At 70.7% G+C, this 18,786-nt stretch carries 13 protein-coding genes and 2 riboswitches; of the genes, 1 reads left to right on the top strand and 12 read right to left on the bottom strand.

Annotated features, from left to right (window positions below):
* Window positions 1-70 precede the first annotated feature (70 nt).
* The 5 genes from JTJ31_RS06235 to JTJ31_RS06215 form a co-directional block, all read right to left on the bottom strand.
* Complete coding sequence (locus JTJ31_RS06235) at window positions 71-340, bottom strand: hypothetical protein (RefSeq protein ID WP_207537738.1); 270 nt, start codon at window positions 338-340, stop codon at window positions 71-73.
* A 48-nt stretch (window positions 341-388) separates the two neighbouring features.
* Window positions 389-817: a GNAT family N-acetyltransferase gene (locus JTJ31_RS06230; RefSeq protein ID WP_207537737.1), complete on the bottom strand. Its 429-nt coding sequence runs from the start codon at window positions 815-817 to the stop codon at window positions 389-391.
* Between the two features lie 26 nt (window positions 818-843).
* Window positions 844-3,516: a pyruvate, phosphate dikinase gene (gene ppdK, locus JTJ31_RS06225; protein ID WP_207537736.1), complete on the bottom strand. Its 2,673-nt coding sequence runs from the start codon at window positions 3,514-3,516 to the stop codon at window positions 844-846.
* Window positions 3,517-3,527: 11 nt separating this feature from the next.
* A complete protein-coding gene (gene glyS / locus JTJ31_RS06220; RefSeq protein ID WP_207537735.1) occupies window positions 3,528-5,579 on the bottom strand; it encodes a glycine--tRNA ligase subunit beta in 2,052 nt (683 codons plus the stop codon).
* A gap of 117 nt (window positions 5,580-5,696) precedes the next feature.
* The gene (locus JTJ31_RS06215) at window positions 5,697-6,563 is read right to left on the bottom strand and encodes a glycine--tRNA ligase subunit alpha (RefSeq protein ID WP_207537734.1); all 867 of its coding nucleotides are present in this window, start codon (window positions 6,561-6,563) and stop codon (window positions 5,697-5,699) included.
* Between the two features lie 107 nt (window positions 6,564-6,670).
* Between JTJ31_RS06215 and JTJ31_RS06210 the strand changes: the two genes are divergently transcribed.
* On the top strand, window positions 6,671-8,431 hold the full coding sequence (locus JTJ31_RS06210) for a solute carrier family 23 protein (protein WP_207537733.1): 1,761 nt from the start codon (window positions 6,671-6,673) through the stop codon (window positions 8,429-8,431).
* Between the two features lie 6 nt (window positions 8,432-8,437).
* Here JTJ31_RS06210 and ggt read toward each other — a convergent pair whose 3' ends face one another.
* Genes ggt through gcvT form a run of 7 tightly spaced genes read right to left on the bottom strand, consistent with a single transcriptional unit; the run spans window position 8,438 to window position 18,496 of the window.
* Complete coding sequence (gene ggt / locus JTJ31_RS06205) at window positions 8,438-10,105, bottom strand: gamma-glutamyltransferase (protein ID WP_236019906.1); 1,668 nt, start codon at window positions 10,103-10,105, stop codon at window positions 8,438-8,440.
* 14 nt (window positions 10,106-10,119) lie between these two features.
* On the bottom strand, window positions 10,120-11,448 hold the full coding sequence (locus JTJ31_RS06200) for a TldD/PmbA family protein (RefSeq protein ID WP_207537732.1): 1,329 nt from the start codon (window positions 11,446-11,448) through the stop codon (window positions 10,120-10,122).
* The gene (locus tag JTJ31_RS06195) at window positions 11,445-12,710 is read right to left on the bottom strand and encodes a M16 family metallopeptidase (protein WP_207537873.1); all 1,266 of its coding nucleotides are present in this window, start codon (window positions 12,708-12,710) and stop codon (window positions 11,445-11,447) included. The genes JTJ31_RS06200 and JTJ31_RS06195 overlap by 4 nt, the downstream gene beginning before the upstream one ends.
* Window positions 12,711-12,718: 8 nt before the next feature.
* Window positions 12,719-14,125, bottom strand: a complete 1,407-nt coding sequence (gene thrC, locus JTJ31_RS06190) for a threonine synthase (RefSeq protein WP_207537731.1) — start codon at window positions 14,123-14,125, stop codon at window positions 12,719-12,721.
* Between the two features lie 33 nt (window positions 14,126-14,158).
* On the bottom strand, window positions 14,159-17,032 hold the full coding sequence (gene gcvP, locus JTJ31_RS06185; RefSeq protein ID WP_207537730.1) for an aminomethyl-transferring glycine dehydrogenase: 2,874 nt from the start codon (window positions 17,030-17,032) through the stop codon (window positions 14,159-14,161).
* A complete protein-coding gene (gcvH, locus tag JTJ31_RS06180) occupies window positions 17,029-17,400 on the bottom strand; it encodes a glycine cleavage system protein GcvH (protein ID WP_207537729.1) in 372 nt (123 codons plus the stop codon). Before gcvH ends, gcvP begins: the two co-directional genes overlap by 4 nt.
* Window positions 17,401-17,413: 13 nt before the next feature.
* The gene (gcvT, locus tag JTJ31_RS06175) at window positions 17,414-18,496 is read right to left on the bottom strand and encodes a glycine cleavage system aminomethyltransferase GcvT (protein ID WP_207537728.1); all 1,083 of its coding nucleotides are present in this window, start codon (window positions 18,494-18,496) and stop codon (window positions 17,414-17,416) included.
* A 37-nt stretch (window positions 18,497-18,533) separates the two neighbouring features.
* Window positions 18,534-18,638: riboswitch (glycine riboswitch) on the bottom strand.
* Window positions 18,639-18,737: riboswitch (glycine riboswitch) on the bottom strand.
* Window positions 18,738-18,786 lie beyond the last annotated feature (49 nt).

Below are 18,786 nucleotides of genomic sequence, written 5' to 3'. Positions count from 1 at the left end.
TACTGGCCCCACCGCGCCGGTACCAATCCGCTTGATCTTTGCGCGCAATCGGTGTCGCCGATGAGGCGGGTCAGCGGCGAACCGGCGTTAGGTCGCCGAAAGTCCCGGTGGGGACGCTTCCGGCGCGGCTGGGCCAGCCATAAGCGCCCCGCGTGGTCTGCACCGGCCCCCAGACGCGGTAGGTGTTGCCGCGAACGTGTTCGATCCGTTGCGATGAGTCCGGCAGCCTGGATACCGGGGCCGGCTTCCAGCGCGGGTCGCCAGGGGGCGGGACGGGCGCGGCGGGCGGCTCGGCCGCGCAGCCTGTGACCAGCAAGACGGCCATGACCTGAAGACGCATTCGCCTCACCTCTCCCTCCCTCCATTGGAAGGCAGGGCGCGGCGTTTGTCACCCCTTCCGCATGAGCAGCACGGGCATGGACACGCCGCCCGGCAGCTCCATCGTGCCCGGCGCCTCCTCTACGTAGCCGAGGCGGCGATACAGCGGCACGGCATCGAGATAGGCGCGCAGGACGAAGCGGTTCCGGCCCGAGCGCCGCTCCGCCGCCGTGACCAGCGCGGTCGCGACGCCCTGGCGTGCAGCATCGGGATGCACGAAGACCTTGCGGATGCGCGCCGCGCCGTCCGGCTGCGCCAGCCATCCGGCGCTGCCGAGCAGAAGCCCGTCCCGCTCGGCCACCCAGAGGTCGGAGCCCAGCACGTCCTCGGCATAATCCGGCTGAGCCACCAGCGCCGCGTGGGCGACGATCGCCCGCGCATCATAGGCGCGGGCGAGGCCGGCAAAGGAGGCATCGTGCAGCGCCCGCAGCGCCGCCATCTCCTCCGCGCGCAGGGGGCGCAGGATCAGGCGTTGCGGTCCATCGTGCCGGAGGAGAGCGCCGCCTGCGCCGCCGCCAGCCGCGCCACCGGCACGCGGTAGGGCGAGCAGGACACGTAGTCGAGCCCGACCGTCTCACAGAACTGGACGGAGGCGGGGTCACCGCCATGCTCGCCGCAAATGCCGAGCTTCAGCCCATTCTTCACGCCGCGCCCCTTCTCCGAGGCGATCTCCACCAGCGCGCCCACCCCTTCCGGGTCGATGGAAACGAAGGGGTCCTTCGGCAGGATGTTGCGCTCGACATAGTGGGGCAGGAACTTGCCCGCGTCGTCGCGCGACAGGCCGAAGGTGGTCTGCGTCAGGTCGTTGGTGCCGAAGGAGAAGAAGTCGGCGCTCTCGGCGATCTTGTCGGCAGTCAGCGCGGCGCGCGGCAGCTCGATCATGGTGCCGATCATGTATTCGATGGTCGTGCCCGTCTCGCTGAACACTTCCTGCGCCACCTTCTCCACCTGGGCGCGGGTGATCTCCAGCTCCTTCTTCACCATGACCAGCGGGATCATGATCTCGGGCACCGGGGCCTTGCCGGTTTCCTTCGCCACGGCCACCGCTGCCTCAAAGATGGCACGGGCCTGCATCTCGTAGATCTCGGGGAAGGTGATGCCCAGGCGGCAGCCGCGGTGGCCGAGCATGGGGTTGGCTTCCGCAAGGTCGCTGGCGCGGCGCTGCATGGAGAGCGCGTCCACGCCCAGCGAGGCGGCGAGTTCCGCGATCTCCTCGTCGCCATGCGGCAGGAATTCGTGCAGCGGCGGGTCGAGCAGGCGGATCGTCACCGGCAGCCCCGCCATGATGCGGAACAGCGCGGTAAAGTCGTCGCGCTGGAAGGGCAGCAGCTTCGCCAGGGCGGTGCGGCGGCCTCCTTCCGTCTCGCTCACGATCATCTGCCGCACGGCGCCGATGCGCTCGGGATCGAAGAACATGTGCTCGGTGCGGCACAGCCCGATGCCCTCGGCGCCGAACTTGCGCGCCGTCTCGGCGTCCAGCGGCGTCTCGGCATTGGCGCGCACGCGCATGCGGCGCACGCCGTCGGCCCATTCCATCAGCGTGGCGAAGTCGCCGGAAAGCTGCGGCTCGATCATCGGGACGGCGCCGATGAATACCTCACCCGTCGCCCCATCGAGGGTGATGGTCTCGCCGGCGCGGATGATGTTGCCTCCGGCCATCAGCGCCTGGGCAGCGTAGTCCACGGTGATGCTGCCCGCGCCTGCCACGCAGGGGCGGCCCATGCCGCGCGCCACCACGGCGGCGTGGCTGGTCATGCCGCCGCGCGTCGTCAGGATGCCGCGCGCCGCGTGCATCCCGTGGATGTCCTCCGGCGAGGTCTCGATGCGGACCAGGATCACGCTCTCGCCCTTCTGCGCGCGCGCCTCCGCCTCGTCGGCCGAGAACACCACCGCGCCGCAGGCCGCGCCCGGCGAGGCGGGCAGGCCCTTGGACAGCGTTTTGCGCGGCGCCTTTGGATCAAGCGTCGGGTGCAGCAACTGGTCGAGCGAGGCGGGATGCACACGGGTCACCGCCTCCCGCTCATCGATCAGCCCCTCGCGCGCCATATCCACGGCGATCTTCAGCGAGGCGGCGGCGGTGCGCTTCCCGTTGCGGGTCTGCAGCATGTAGAGCTTGTTCTGCTGCACCGTGAACTCGATGTCCTGCATATCCTTGTAGTGCTTCTCCAGCACCTCGCGGACGCGGACGAGCTCGGCATAGGCCTCGGGCATCACCTCTTCCATCGGCTTCTCGCCGGGCTTTGCGCGGGCCGCCGACATGGGCTGCGGCGTGCGGATGCCGGCCACCACGTCCTCGCCCTGCGCGTTCACCAGGTACTCGCCGTAGAAGATGTCCTCGCCGGTCGAGGGGTCGCGGGTGAAGCAGACGCCGGTGGCGCAATCCTCGCCCATGTTGCCGAAGACCATGGCCTGCACGTTCACCGCCGTGCCCCATTCGGCCGGGATGTCGTTCAGGCGGCGATAGGTGATCGCGCGCTGGTTCATCCAGGATTCGAAGACCGCGCCGATCGCGCCCCAAAGCTGCGCCTCGGGTTCCTGCGGGAAGGGGGCGCCCGTCACATCGGCCACCATCTCCTGGTAGCCCTGCGTCACCTCGCGCCAGTCGGCGGCGGTGAGGGCCGTGTCCTCCACCACGCCGCGCGAGAGCTTCACCTCCTCGATGATCTCCTCGAAGCGGTGATGGTCCACGCCGAGCACGACGGAGCCATACATCTGGATGAAGCGGCGGTAGGAATCCCAGGCGAAGCGCGCATCGCCGGAAGCGGCGGACAGCCCCTCCACCGTCGTGTCGTTGAGGCCCAGGTTCAGCACCGTGTCCATCATGCCGGGCATGGAGACGCGGGCGCCCGAGCGGACCGAGACCAGCAGCGGCTTCGTGGCATCGCCGAACTTGAGGCCGACTGCCTCCTCCACCCGCGCCAGGGCGGTTTTCACGTCGGCCTTCAGCGCCGCGGGGTATTGCTTCCCGTTGGCGTAGAAATGGGTGCAGACCTCGGTGGTGATGGTGAAGCCGGGGGGCACGGGAAGGCCGATGCTCGCCATCTCCGCCAGGTTGGCGCCCTTGCCCCCCAGGAGGTTGCGCATGTCCGCGCGGCCTTCGTTGTGGCCGGCGCCGAAGCTGTACACCCATTGCGTCATCAGGCTGTTCCTCAGGCTTCGATCTTGGAAAGCTCTGCCACCTGGTCGGCGGCAGCGCGGAGGCTGGAAAGAAGGAGCAGCCGGTTGACCCGAAGCTGCGGATGGTCGGCGTTCACCACCACCTTGTCGAAGAACGCGTCCACCGGGGCGCGCAGCCTCGCCAGCGCATTGGTGGCACCCGCGAAATCCTCGGCGTCGAGGCGCTGGCGCGTGAGTGGCCAGACCTCCGCGATGGCGGCATCGAGCGCGGCCTCCTCCGGCGCCTCGAGCAGCCCGGCATTGACCGGGCCGGAATAGGCGCACCCGTCCTTCTTCTCCTCGATGCGGAGGATGTTGGCGGCGCGCTTGTAGGCGGCCAAGAGGTTGGCGCCGTCCTCGGTTTCCAGCATCGCCTTCAGCGCGTCCCCGCGCGCGAGGATGCGCGCGAGGTCGTCATCGCCGCCGATGGAGGCGGCGACCACGTCGTGGCGCTGGCCTTCGGAGCGCAACTGGACGCGCAGCCGCTCCAGCATGAAATCCAGCAGATCCGCGACCGGTGCGTCGGACCGCGCCGCGGCGAAGATCTGCCGCAATGGCAGCCGCAGCCCGTTCTCCCGGATGATGCGGATCACGCCCAGCGCGGCGCGGCGCAGCGCGAAGGGATCGCCCGAGCCGGTCGGCTTCTCGCCCACCGCAAAGAAGCCGGCGAGCGTGTCCAACTTATCAGCCAGCGCCACCGCGATCGCCACGGGCTCGGAGGGAACCGCATCCGTCGGGCCGAGCGGGCGGTAATGCTGTGCGATGGCGTCGGCCACGCGCGCATCCTCGCCGGCCTCGCGGGCGTAGTAGCCGCCCATGACGCCCTGCAGCTCCGGGAACTCGCCCACCATGCCGGAGGCGAGGTCGGCCTTGCACAGCCTCGCCGCGCGCGCTGCCAGCGCGGCGTCGGCGCCCACCAGCGGCGCGAGGTGACGCGCCAGCGCCTCGATCCGCGCCACGCGCTGCGCCTGGGTGCCGAGCTTGGCGTGGAAGGTCACGCCTTCCAGCTTCGGCAGGAAGCTTTCCAGCCCGGCCTTGCGGTCATTGTCCCAGAAGAAACGCGCATCGGAGAGGCGGGCGCGCAGGACGCGCTCATTCCCCGCGATGATGGCCGCGCCGCCATCCGTCGCCGGAATGTTGGCCACCAGGGCGAAGCGGTTGGCGGCGCGGCCGTCGGGGTGGCGCAGCGCAAAGTAGCGCTGGTTCACCCGCATGGAGGTGCGCATTACCTCGGCCGGCAGGTCCATGAAGGCATCGTCGATGCGGCCGAGCAGCGGCACGGGCCATTCCACCAGCCCTGCCACCTCGGCCAGCAGGCCGCGATCGGGCACGACCTCCAGCCCCTCGGCACTCGCCAGTTCGGCGACGCCGCGCTCGATCAACGCCTCGCGCTCTGCCGCGTCGGCGATGACGTGGCGCTCGCGCAGCCCTGCTTCCCAAGATGCGGCGTCGCGCGCGGCGAAGGCGCCGGGCGACAGGATGCGGTGCCCTTCGGTTTCCTCGCCCGCCCGGAGGCAGTGCCCGTCATCGCCTTCCGTGGCGAGGGCGAAGGGCACAACCGCGCCGTCGAAGACGCAAAGGATGCGCTGCAAGGGCCGCACCCAGGTGAAGGCGGAGCCGTCACCCCAGCGCATGGATTTTGGCCAAGGGAAGCGGCGCAGCAACGCGGGCAGGGCTTCCGCCAGCACCTCGGACGTCGGGCGGCCGGGGCGGCGGATCACGGCGTAGAGATATACGCCCTTGCCGGTGTCGCGTTCCTCCAGCTGCTCGCGCGACAGGCCGGTGGCGCGCAGGAACCCGTCCAGGGCAGGGCCGGTGGCGTCGGCGCGGGGACCGCGGCGCTCTTCCTCCACCGCTGCGGTCGCGGCGGGCAGGGTGCAGGACAGGGCGATGCGACGCGGGCCATGGACGGTGCGGACATCCCCGGGCGCCAACCCGGCGGGCTTCAGAGCATCGGCGAGGAGGCGCGCGATATCTTCCGCCGCGCGGGCCTGCATGCGCGCGGGAATTTCCTCGGAGAACAGCTCAAGCAGCAATTCGGGCATCAGGTGGCGGGCTTCACATCGCTGCGGGCGACGGCTTCGCCCAATGAGAGGGAGTGGCGGGCGCGAACGGCCCCCAGGCCAACGTCACGCCCATGCTAGGGCCCGAGCAGGGAGGAGTCACGCCGCGTCCTTGGCGAGCCACGTTTCGCAGCAGCGCTTCGCCAGGTCGCGGACCCGCCCAATATAGGCGGCACGCTCGGTCACGGAGATGGCGCCGCGCGCATCCAGCAGGTTGAAGCGGTGGCTGGCCTTGATGCAGTGGTCATAGGCCGGCATGGCGAGGCCCTGCTTGGCCAGCGCCTTGCACTCCTGCTCGGCTTCCTCGAACTGGCGCTTCAGGAGGTCGATATCGGCGTGCTCGAAGTTGTGGGCGCTGTATTCGCGCTCGGCGCGCAGGAAGACGTCGCCATAGGTGACGCCCTTTCCATTGAAGTCGAGGTCATAAACATTCTCGACGCCCTGGATGTACATGGCCAAGCGTTCCAGCCCGTAGGTCAGCTCGCAGCTTGGCACCTCGCAGGCAATGCCGCCCACTTGCTGGAAATAGGTGAACTGCGTCACCTCCATCCCGTCGCACCACACCTCCCACCCCAGGCCCCAGGCGCCGAGGGTCGGGCTTTCCCAGTCATCCTCCACGAAGCGGATGTCGTGCAGCTTCGGGTCGATGCCGATGGCGCGGTAGCTCTCGATCAGCAGCGATTGCGGGTCGGGCGGGCTCGGCTTCAGGATGACCTGGTATTGGTAGTAATGCTGCAGCCGGTTCGGGTTCTCGCCATAGCGCCCGTCGGTGGGGCGGCGGGACGGCTGGACATAGGCGGCGCGCCATGGTTGCGGACCCAGGGCGCGCAGCGTCGTCGCCGGATGAAAGGTGCCGGCGCCCATTTCCATGTCGTAGGGCTGGAGGATCAGGCAGCCCTGCTCGGCCCAGAACGCGTGCAGGCGCAGGATCATCTCCTGGAAGGAGGGCGGGCGTGTCTGGCTCATAGTCTTCCGGGCTGGGCGTCGTTGCGGCGCAGCATACCCAAGCCTGTCCAAGCCGGGAAGTTGCACGCGCGTTGCGGCATGCAGCCAGGGCATGAAAGATTGCGCCGATGCCCGATTCGACGCCTCAGCCGGTCGCCGCTTCCCGACTGGCGCTGCCGGGTTGGGCCGACCGCCGACGGGACCACCGCACCCGCCCGCCCGCCGACATTGCCCTGGATGTGGCAGACCCGGTCCCGCCCGGAGCGGCACTTGGCTTCGCCCTGCAGCACCTTGCGGTCCAGGCGGTGTATCTGCTGCTGCCCCTCGTCCTGGCGCGGGCCCTTGCCCTCGGCCCGGGCGAGACAGTGGCGCTGCTGTCCTTGACCCTGGTCGGGATGGCGGTGAACGCGGCGCTTCACCTCCTGCCGCGCGGGCCGGTGGGGTCGGGCTATGCGCTGTCCTGCATCCCCTCGCCGGTGAGCCTGGGGGCGCATCTCACCGCGGCCGGGATGGGGCTCGGCATGGCGCAGGCCGGGCCTGCCATCCTCGTGGCGGCGCTGATCGGGCTGGGCCTTGTGCTGCTCCTGCCGGGCCTGCTGCGCCTGATGCCTGTTGAGGTGGCAGGGGTCGTGTCCTTCTCGCTGGGCGTCAGCCTCCTGCCGCGCGTGGCCGAGCTCGGCCTCGGCACCGATGAGGGCATGGCGGAAGAAGGGTTCCTCTTGGCGGCGCTGGGGCTGATCGTGCTGCTTTCCGTGCTGCGCTGGCGGCTTGCCCCCTTCGCCCTGCTGCTGGGGGGCGGCGTCGGGACCGTGCTGGGCCTCCTGATCTGGCCGCCCGACCAAGCGGCGCTGGCCGAGGTCGCCGCGCAGCCCTTCCTTGCCCTGCCCGTGCCGCGCTGGCCGGATTTCACCGCCTTCGACTGGGGCCTCGTGCTGCCCTTCCTGGTCGCGGGGCTGTGCCTGATCCCCGGCGTGCTGGGCAACGCGCTGGTTCTGCAGCGCGAGGGCAACGCGCATTGGGTGAAGCCCGACCCAGGGCCGCTGCAGCGCTCCCTGGTCGCGGCGATGCTCGGCATGGCCGCGACGGCGACTCTGGGCGCGATGACCGCCACCACCTCCTCCGGCGGGGTCGGGTTGGCGGTCGCGACGCGGGTGCTGGCGCGGGCGGTGATCTGGCTAAACTGCGTGCTCCTGCTGCTGCTTGCCTGCTCGCCCTGGCTGCTGGCGCAGATGCTCCTCCTGCCTGCGCCAGTTGCGGCGGCACTGCTGCTGCACATCACCTGCTTCATCCTCGCCTCCGGCGCGCAGCAGATCGCCAGCCGGGTGCTGGACCGGCGCCGCACCGCCTGCGTCGGGCTGGGCCTCGCCGCCGCGCTGCTGGCCCTGCTGGCGCCGGATCGCTTGGCAACGGTGCTGCCGGAGGCATTGCTGGGGCCGGTGACGCTGGGCTTTCTCGCCTCCATGGGGGTCCATTTGCTGACCCTGCCACTGGTCCGGCAGCGGGAGCGCATCTCCATCGCCCTCGACGCGGAGGCGAACCGGGAGATCGAGCGCTTCGTGGAACGTGCCTCGGGCGGGTTCGGCCTGCGCCGGACCACGGCCGATGCCGCCGCCCACGCCACCATTGAAGTGGCTGAGATCCTGGCCGTGCGAGGCGTCGCGCGCATCGAGGCGGAGATGCGCCATGCCGATGGGCGCCTCGTCCTTCTGGTTCGCTACCGGGGGGCTAAGTTGCCTCTGCCTGCCCGGACCCCGCGTGTGGAGGACCTGATCGGTGGCGCGGCGGCGCAGGAAGGCTTCGCCATGTGGCTGGCGGCGCGAGAGGCGGATACCTGCTCAGTCCGCACCCATGGCGAGGATGCGGTGCTGGAACTCGTCTTCAGCGAATAGGGCGGATCAAGCCTTCGGCGTCCCGGCATCGGGCCAGAAGCGCACGCCCTGCCGGGCGGGGCCGCCGCCAAGGCCGAGGGGCGCCCCATCGGCCCGCCAGCACGCTGCGCCTTCCAGCATTCCATCCTCCTCGAAGCGGATGCCGCACATGCCGCCCGCGACATGCGGCACGGCCTGCACCTCGTGACCCAGCGCGGCGAGGGCGGAGCGCGCGGCGGGGGCGATGCCCGCCTCTACCTCGACCTTGCCGCCGTCGGTCCAGATGCGCGGCGCTTCCACGGCCTCCTGCAAGGACATCTTGTGGTCGAGCAGGTTCATCACCGCCTGGAACACGGAGCCGAAGATGCGCAGCCCCCCCGGCAGGCCGAGCGCGGCCCAGGGCGCGCCGTCGCGGCGGATCACCGTGGGTGCCATGGAGGTGGTGACGCGCTTGCAAGCCTCGACCGACTGGGCGCGCCCGGGCACGGGGTCGAACAGCGCCATGTAGTTGTTGGGGATCAGCCCCGTCTCGGGGAGAAGGAGGCGGGCGCCGAACAGGCTGTTGATGGTGTGGGTGCAGCACGCAATGCCGCCCTCGCCATCCGCCACGGTGACATGGGTCGTGTTCGCCCCTTCCCGTGACGGCTCCACCCCCGCCGTCCAGCGCCGCGCGGCGGCCGGGTCGATCAGGGCACGTCGGTCCGCTGCATAGGCCTGGTCCAGCAGGCGCGTGACGGGGACCGGGATGAAGTCCGGGTCGGCCGTCGCGGCAGCGCGGTCGGCAAAGGCGATCTTCAGGCATTCGGCAACGAGGTGCAGCGACGCCGCGGTGCCGAAGCCGAGCCGCGCCACGTCGAACCCCTCCATCACCTTCAGCATCTGCAGGAGGTGGACGCCGCCCGCGGAGGGGGGCGGCGGGCCGATCACCTCGGCGCCGCGATAGGTGCCGCGCACCGGGTCCCGCCACCCGGCGCGCACGGCGGCGAGGTCGTCCGTGGAAACAATCCCGCCGCGTCGCGCCAGCTGCAGCACGGCGGAGGAGCCGACATCGCCCCCGTGCAGCGTGGCGGCCCCCTCCTTGGCAACGGCGCGCAGCGTCTCGCCCAAGGCCGGGTTGCGGAGCAGGCTGCCGGCCGGAAGCGGCGTACCGCCCGGCATGAACAGGGCGGCGATGGCACGGTCCCTCGCGAGGTCGGGCGCCGTCTCGGCAACGCATTCGGCGAGGTAGCCGCCGGTGCGGAAGCCGCGCTCGGCGAGGCGGATCGCCGGCTCTGCGCAATCGGCCAGGGTGAAGCGCCCGAAGCGCCGGAGCGCCTCCTCCCAGGCGAGGAGGTTGCGCGGCACGCAGACCGACAGCGCGCCCACGGTACGCCGCGTCGGCGGGTGGTCCTCGAACATCTCCGGCCGCGCGGAGAAGGGGGCGGAGGCCATGCCGTCCAGGATGGCGTGGCGCCCGTCCGACCCGGCGAGGTGCATCATCCCGCCGCCGAACAGCCCCACCATCATCGGCTCGCAGACCGAAAGGGCGAGCAGGGCGGCAACCGCCGCGTCCGTCGCCGTGCCGCCCTCGGCCAGCATCTGCGCCCCAGCGGCGCTGGCGGCCGGATGGTTGGTGACCACCATCCCCCGCCGCCCGGTCGCCGGGTGCTTCTCGGGGAAAAACGGGCTGCCTGCCCGGTCGCGCCAGCTTGCCATGACGCCAGCTTGCCTCAGGCGCCGGCCAGCGTCATCCCGTCCACGCGCAGAGTCGGCGCATCCGTTCCCCGCCGGAAGACGAGGTCGGAGGCAGCGGAAAGCGCGAGGAACATATCGGGGAGGCGGCCGGCGATGGTGATCTCGCTCACCGGCTCGGCGATCCTGCCCTCGCGGATCATGAAGCCCGCGGCCCCGCGGGAGTAGTCGCCGGTCACCGGGTTCACCCCCATGCCGATCAGTTCGGTCACGAAGAGCCCCTCGCGGATATCGGCCATCAGCGCCTCCGGCGTGGGGGCGCCGGCCTCGATCCAGAGATTGCTGGGGGAGGGCGCGGGCGGGCCGCCGGTACCGCGCGCGGCATGACCGGTGGAGGCGAGGCCCAGCTGGCGGGCGGAGCGCGAATCGAGCAGCCAGGAACGCAGCATCCCACCCTCGACCAAGGCGAGGCGGCGTCCTGGCACGCCTTCCCCATCGAAGGGGCGGGAGCGCAGGCCGCGCGGGCGCAGCGGGTCGTCCCACACCGTCATCCCGACGGGCAGGATCTGCTTGCCCATGGCATCGCGCAGGAAGGAGGTGCCGCGCGCGATGGAGGCGCCGTTGATGGCGTTGGCGAGGTGGGACAGGAGCGAATTCGCTACGCGCGGGTGGTACACCACCGGCACGGTGCCGGAGCGCGGGCGGCTTGGGTTCAGCCGGGCCACGGCCTGCTCCCCAGCCTTGCGGCCGATCACCTCCGGCGCGTCGAGGTCGGCGAGGTGGGTGGCGGCGCTGTAGTCGTAGTCGCGCTGCATTCCCGTCCCCTCGCCGGCCAGGGCGGTGGCGGAGAGGGAGTGGGAGCCGCGGACGTATTCGCCGAAGAAGCCGCGCGAGGTGGCGAGGGCGCGGGTGCCGCGCGCCCAGCCGGCCGAGGCGCCTTCGCTGTTGGATACGCCGGAAACGGCCAGGGCTGCTTCCTCGGCCGCGGCAGCGCGCTCCAACAGCGCCTCGGCCGAGGGTTCCTCGCGGTCATCGAGGTCGAGGGCCAGGGCATCCGGCGCGTGGGGCACCTCCGGGATCTCGGCATGCGGGTCCTCGGGAACCACGCGGGCCATGGCGACGGCACGCTCGGCCAGGGCGGCGAAGCCCTCGGGCGAGGCATCGGTGCCGCTCACCGTCGCGACGCGGCGGCCCAGAAAGACGCGCAGGCCGAAATCCACTGATTCCGACCGCTCCAGCTGCTCGATCTGGCCGAGCCGGCGCTGCACGGCCAGCGAGGCGGATTCGATCAGCAGCGCATCGGCTTGGTCCGCTCCGGCGCGGCGGGCCGCATCCAGCAGGGCGGCGAGGCGGTCCTGCCGGTTCACGCCGCCAGGCTTTCGGCGATGCTGGCGAGGGAAGGCACGCGGGAGACCGGGCCCAGCGTCGCCAGGGAGGGCGTGCTGCGGAACAGCTTCGCCGCGACGCGCTGCACATCCTCCACGGAGACTGCGGCGATCTTGGCCTTAGTCTCCTCCACCGGGATCACCCTCCCGTGCACCTGGATCTGCCGCGCGATCTGCTCGCAGCGGGAGCCGGTGCTTTCCAGCGACATGAGCAGCGAGGCGCGAAGCTGCGCCTTGGCCCGGCGCAGCTCCTCCTCCGTCACGTCGCGCTGGACGCGCTTCAGCTCCTCCACCGCCACGGGCACCAGCTCGGCTGCCTGGTCCTCGCCCGTCCCGGCATAGAAGGCGAAGACGCCGCTATCCTCGTAAGGGTGGGCGAAGGAGTAGATGGAATAGACCAGCCCGCGCTTCTCACGGATTTCCTGGAAGAGCCGCGAGGACATGCCGCCGCCGAGCAGGGTGGAGAGCAGCAGCGAGGCGTGGTGGTCCTCGTCGCCGTAGCGCGTGCCGGGGAAGCCAAGGACGAGGTGGACCTGATCGAGCTCCCGCTCCTCGCGGAACTCGCCGCCCCGGTAGCGCGCGGGCTCGGGCGCGGGGGGCGCGACTTCGGGCAGATCCTGGAAATGGGTGCGGACCATCTCCAGCAGCGCCTCGTGCTCGATGGCGCCGGCGGCGGCGACCAGCATGCGGGACTGGCCGTAGTGGCGCCGCATGTACCCCGTCAGCGCCTCGCGCGGCATGCGCTCGATGATCTCGGCGCGGCCCAGAGTGGGCCGGCCCATGGGCTGGTCGGGGAAGCACGTCTCCTGGAAATGGTCGAAGACGATATCGTCCGGCGTGTCGTTGGCCTGGCCGATCTCCTGCAGGATGACGCCGCGCTCGCGCTCCAGCTCGTCCGGAACCAGGGTGGAGTGGCAAAGTATGTCGCCGATGATGTCGGCGGCCAGCCCGGCATCCTCCTTCAGCACCTTGCAGTAATAGGCGGTCTGCTCCCGCGCCGTGTAGGCGTTGATATGCCCGCCGACATTCTCGATCTCCCGCGCGATGGCGGCGGCGTCACGCTTGCCCGTGCCCTTGAAGGCCATGTGCTCCAGGAAGTGGGAGGCGCCGTTCTCCTCCGCGCTCTCGTTGCGCGTGCCGGCATGGACATAGGCGCCGATGGAGACGGTCTCGACCCGCGGCATGTGCTCGGAGGCGACGATCAGGCCGCTGGGCAGGGTGGTGATGTTCAGCATATTCGGGATATGGCCCTTCAGGCGGCGTTGCGCAGTGCATGACTACGCACAAAGCCCTGCGTCTCACGCAAGTCGTTCGGCAGCACGGCGAGGCGCTCCTCCCGCTCGTAGAGGTCGGCAAGGGCGGGGGGCAGGGCGGGGCGCAGCCCGGTGGCCTGTTCCACCGCGTCGGGGAACTTGGCCGGGTGGGCAGTGGCGGCGACGATCACCGGCATCCCCTTGTCTTCCGGCGCCAAGGCGCGGGCGGCGGCGGTGCCGATGGCAGTGTGCGGGTCCAGCAGGTAGCCGGAGGCGCGGTGCACGCGGCGGATTTCCTCCAGCGTGCCGGCATCATCCAGGGTGAAGCCCTGGAACTGCGCCGAGGCGGCGCGCCAGGCGGCATCGGGCACCGGCATCCGGCCGGTGGCACGGAATTCCCGCATCACCCGCGCGGTGGCGGCCGGGTCGTCGCCCAGCAGGCCGTAAAGCAGCCGCTCGAAATTGGAGGAGACCTGGATGTCCATGGAGGGCGAGAGCGAGGGCTCCACCGGCTTCGCGCTCATGTCGTTGGAGGCGAGGAAGCGCACCAGGATATCGTTGCGGTTGGAGCCGACGATGAAGCGGGCGATGGGCAGACCCATGCGCTTCGCCGCCCAGGCCGCCAGCACGTTGCCGAAATTCCCAGTGGGCACGCTGACCGCCACCTCGCGCTCCGGCGCGCCGAGGGCCAGGGCAGCGGCGGCATAGTAGGGGATCTGCGCCGCGATGCGCGCCCAGTTGATGCTGTTCACCGCGGCGAGGCGCATCTCCTCCCGGAAGGGCGCATCCACGAACATCGCCTTCACCAGATCCTGGCAGTCGTCGAAGCTGCCTTCGATGGCGAGGTTGGCGACATTGGGCGACAGCACCGTGGTCATCTGCCGCCGCTGCACCTCCGAGGTGCGGCCCAGCGGGTGCAGGATCACGATGTCCACCGAGGCGCGGTCCCGGCACGCCTCGATGGCGGCAGAGCCAGTGTCGCCCGAGGTGGCGCCGACAATGGTGATGCGCTCGCCCCGCTTCGCCAGCACGTGGTCGAAGAGCCGCCCAAGCAGCTGCAAGGCCATGTCCTTGAAGGCCAGGGTAGGGCCGTGGAACAGCTCCAGCGCGAAGGAGCGCGAGTCCAGCTGCACCAGCGGCGCCACGGCGGGGTGGCGGAACCCGGCATAGGAATCCCGGCACAGACCCAGCAGCGTCTCGAATGGGATGGACCCGCCGGTGAAGGGATGGATCACCCGGGCGGCCAACTCCGCATAGGGCAGGCCGCGCATCTCGCGCCATTCGGCGGCCGAGAAGCTGGGCCAGGATGCGGGCAGGAACAGCCCACCATCCTCCGCCAGCCCGGCAAGCAGGACATCCTCGAAGCCGCGGGGGGCGGCTTCGCCACGGGTGGAAACATAGCGCATGGGGTGGAACGTAACGCGTCCCGCCCCTTCCGGCTACTCGGCGGCCTGCAACTGCCGCTCGGCGTAGGCTTCCAGCGGTGCGCAGGTGCAGACCAGGTTGCGGTCGCCATGGACGTTGTCCACGCGCTTCACCGGCGGCCAGTACTTGGCAGCGCGGACCCAGGGCAGGGGGAAGGCGGCCTGCTCGCGGGTATAGGGGTGGGACCAGTCGCTGGACATCACCTCCGCCGCCGTGTGCGGGGCGTTCTTCAGGGGATTGTCCTTGCGGTCGGCCCGGCCCTGCTCGACGGCGCGGATCTCGGCGCGGATGCTCACCATCGCCTCGATGAACCGGTCCATCTCGGCCTTGGGCTCGCTTTCCGTCGGCTCCACCATCAGCGTGCCATTGACCGGCCAGGACATGGTGGGGGCGTGGAAGCCATAATCCTGCAGGCGCTTGGCAATGTCCTCCACCAGCACCCCGCCGCCCTGGCCGAAGCCCCGGCAATCCAGGATGCACTCATGCGCCACCATGCCCTTGGCGCCGCGATACAGCACCGGGAAATGGTCGCGCAGCTGCGCCGCCATGTAGTTGGCATTGAGGATGGCGATCTCCGTCGCGCGCCGCATCCCCTCCGCTCCCATCATGCGGATATAGGCGTAGGAGATTGGCAGGATGGCGGCCGAGCCGAAGGGCGCGGCGCTGACGGGGCCGACGCCCGTCTCGGGCCCCGCCTCGGCCAGCAGCGGGTGGTTGGGCAGGAAGGGCGCGAGATGCGCCGCCACCCCCACCGGGCCGACGCCCGGCCCGCCGCCGCCATGCGGGATGCAGAAGGTCTTGTGCAGGTTCAGGTGGCACACGTCGGCGCCGATCGCGGCCGGCGAGGTGAGGCCGAGCTGCGCGTTCATGTTCGCGCCGTCCATGTAGACCTGCCCGCCCCGCTCATGCACCGTGGCGCAGATCTCGCGGATTGCCTCCTCGTACACGCCATGGGTGGAGGGGTAGGTCACCATCAACGCGGCGAGCCGGTCCTTATGCTGCTCCGCCTTTGCGCGCAGGTCATCGAGGTCCACGTTGCCGTCGCGGTCGCAGGCCACGACCACCACCTTCATCCCGGCCATGACGGCCGAGGCGGGGTTGGTGCCATGCGCGCTGGAAGGGATGAGGCAGACATCGCGCTGCGTGTCGCCGCGCGAAAGGTGCCAGGCACGGATGGCGAGCAGCCCGGCATATTCCCCCTGCGATCCGGCATTGGGCTGCAGCGACACGGCGGCGAAGCCGGTCACGGCACAGAGCCACGCCTCCAGCTGGCGGATCAGGGCGATGTAGCCCTCGGCCTGGGAGGCAGGCGCGAAGGGATGCAGGTCGCTGAAGCCCGGCCAGGTGATGGGGATCATCTCCGCCGTGGAGTTCAGCTTCATGGTGCAGGAGCCGAGCGGGATCATGGAGCGATTGAGCGCCACGTCCTTGTCCTCGAGCCGCTTCAGGTAGCGCAGCATCGCGTGCTCGGCGTGGTGGGTGTTGAACACCTCCGCCTGCAGGAAGGGGGAGCGCCGCTCCAGCACCTGCGGGATGCCGCCCTTGGCTGTGCCCGGTGCGCCGCCCAGAACGCGGGCGAGCGCGTCCAGCTCCTCGCGCGTCACCGTCTCGTCCAGCGCGACGGACACGGCGCCGTCCAGGCGGCGCAGGTTGAACCCGGCCTCCAGCGCCGCCGCCATCACCGCGTCGGTCTCGGCGCCCGTCTCGAAGGTGACGGTGTCGAAGAAGGCCTCATGCCGCAGCGGGAAACGGGAGGCGCTGGCCAGCAGCCGCGCCAGCAGGTTCACCCGGCGGGCGATGCGCTTCAGCCCCTCCGGCCCGTGCCACACCGCGTACATGGAGGCCATGACGGCCAGCAGCACCTGCGCGGTGCAGATGTTGCTCGTCGCCTTCTCTCGCCGGATGTGCTGCTCGCGCGTCTGCAGGGCGAGGCGCATGGCCGGCGCGCCCATTGCATCCACCGACACGCCGACGAGGCGACCGGGCAGGGAGCGCTTCAGCCCGTCCTTCACCGCCATGAAGGCGGCGTGCGGCCCGCCATAGCCCATCGGCACACCGAAACGCTGCGAGGAACCGACGACGATGTCCGCCCCCATCTCGCCGGGCGGGGTGAGCAGCGTCAGCGCCAGCAGGTCCGTCGCGACAATGGAGAGGGCGCCTGCCGCCTGCGCCGCCGCGATCTCGGGTGCGATGTCGCGCAGCGCGCCTTCCGTGCCCGGATACTGGGTCAGCACCGCGAAAGGCCTCTCCACCGCGATGGCATCCGCGAGGCCGGAGACCGACGCCACCACGACGCGGATGCCGACCGGCTCCGCGCGCACGCGCACGACGGCGAGGGTCTGCGGATGCAGGTCATCCGCCACCACCAGAACCGCGGAGCGGCCCTTGTGCTGCCCATGCGCCAGCGTCACCGCCTCCGCCGCCGCCGTGCCCTCGTCGAGCAGGGAGGCATTGGCGACTGGCAGCCCGGTCAGGTCGGTCACCATGGTCTGGAAGTTGACCAGCGCCTCCAGCCGGCCCTGGGCGATCTCCGCCTGATAGGGGGTGTAGGCGGTGTACCAGCCCGGGTTCTCCAGCACGTTGCGCAGGATGACCGGCGGGGTGCGGGTGCCGTGATACCCCATGCCGATCAGCGAGCGCTTCACCTGATTGCGTCCCGCAAGGGCGCGCAGCTCGGCCAGGGCACCCGCCTCGTTCACCGGGGCGGGGAGTGCGGACAGGTCGGCGCCGCGGATCGGACCGGGCACGGTGCGGGAGACTAGATCCTCCAGGCTCGCCGCGCCGACGACGCGCAGCATCTCCGTGATCTCGGCCTCGGAGGGGCCGATGTGGCGGCGGATGAACTCGCCCTGGTCCTCCAGCGCCGCCAGCGTGGCGAGGTCACTCATGCCAGGCTCTCCACGTGGGAGGCGTAGGCGTCGGCGTCCATGAGGTCGTCCGGCAGCTCACCCTCGGGGGCGATGCGGAAGAACCAGCCCTCGCCGGTCGGGGCCTGGTTCACGAGGCCCGGATTGTCCACCAGCGCGGCGTTCACCTCGACGATCTTGCCGGTGATCGGGGCATAGACGTCGCTCGCCGCCTTGACGCTCTCCACCACCGCGATGGCCTCGCCGGCCTGCACCTCGCGGCCCGGCTCCGGCAGGTCCACGAAGACCACGTCGCCCAGCGCGTTCTGCGCATGGTCGGTGATGCCGACCGTCGCCGCGTCGCCCTCGATGCGGAGCCACTCATGGTCCTTGGTGAACTTCATGGTCATGGGTGCGATCCTTTCAGCGGGCGTAGCGATGGGGTTGGAAGGGCGTGGGGGCGACGCGGGCCGGCAGGGCCTTGTCACGCACGCGAAGCTCAAGCGGCGTGCCGTCGGCGGCGAGGTCGCGTCGGACATAGCCCATGGCGACCGGCGCCCCGACCGAGGGGCCAAACCCGCCGGAGGTCACCTCGCCCACCGTCGCGCCGCCGCTCTCGATCGCGGTGTGGGCGCGGGCGGGCTGGCGACCCTCGGGACGGATGCCGACGCGCAGGCGCTTCGGGCCATTGTCCAGCGCCTCGCGCACCGGCTCGGCGCCGGCGAAGTCCCAGGCCATGCGGCGGCGCTTGCCCATGGACCAGACCAGCGCGGCCTCGACCGGGTTTGTGTTCTCATCGAGGTCATTGCCGTAGAGGCAGAGCCCTGCCTCCAGCCGCAGCGAGTCACGCGCGCCAAGCCCGGCGGGCATGACGCCGGGCAGGGAAAGGAGATGCCGTGCCAGCGCTTCGGCCTTGTCGGCCGCCACGCTGATCTCCAGCCCGTCCTCGCCCGTATAGCCGGAGCGGGAGGTGATGACCGGGATGCCGGCGATCTCCATCGCGCTGATGCCCATGAAGCCCATCTCGGTGGGGATGATTGACGCCACCGCCGGCCCTTGCAGCGCCAGCAGGGCACGTTCGGGCAGGGGACGCAGCCGCACCCCGGCGGGCAGCACGGATTCGATCAGCGGGAAGTCCACGTGCTTGCGCGAGGCGTTCGCCACCAGGAAGAGCCGGTCACCCAGATTGGCGACCATGAAGTCGTCCACGATGCCGCCGCGCTCGTTCAGCAGCAGGCCGTAGCGCTGGCGGCCCGGCTTCAGCGCCTGCACCTCGGCGGGGGTCAGGCGCTCCAGCGCCGCCGCGGCGCCTTCGCCCACCAGCTCCGCCTGGCCCATATGGGAGACGTCGAACAGGGCAGCATGGGCGCGGCAATGCAGGTGCTCGGCCATGATGCCGGCCGGGTACTGCACGGGCATGGAATAACCCGCGAAGGGCACCATGCGGCCGCCCAGTTCACGGTGCAGACCCGCCAGCGGGGTTTCGAGCAGGACTTCGTCGGCCACGCATTCTCCCTGCCGCGCACGCGGCGGTTCGAGGTCGTGGCCCCCCTCTGTCCATGGACCTGAGAGATTCAGGAAGCCAAGCTTCCCTTACTCCGTCGGTGCCGGCGCCATCGCTGGCTCCGGGCTTTCCAGAGTGTCCTGGTGTCCGCGCGCGGCCCTTTTGCCTGAGCGTTTCCGGGGGCCGGTTGCGCCTTCGGCGACCCTCCGCCCGAGGGCGAGGATTCTCTCCCGCGCGCGGTGCGCGGACCGCGTGGTAATGCCTGCTATGGGAGGCAGATGCAAGGCGGAAA

Origin of the sequence: Sabulicella rubraurantiaca (genome assembly GCF_017355885.1) — a bacterium.
Taxonomy (GTDB): domain Bacteria; phylum Pseudomonadota; class Alphaproteobacteria; order Acetobacterales; family Acetobacteraceae; genus Roseococcus; species Roseococcus rubraurantiacus.
This window is presented reverse-complemented; position numbering and strand designations above follow the sequence as displayed.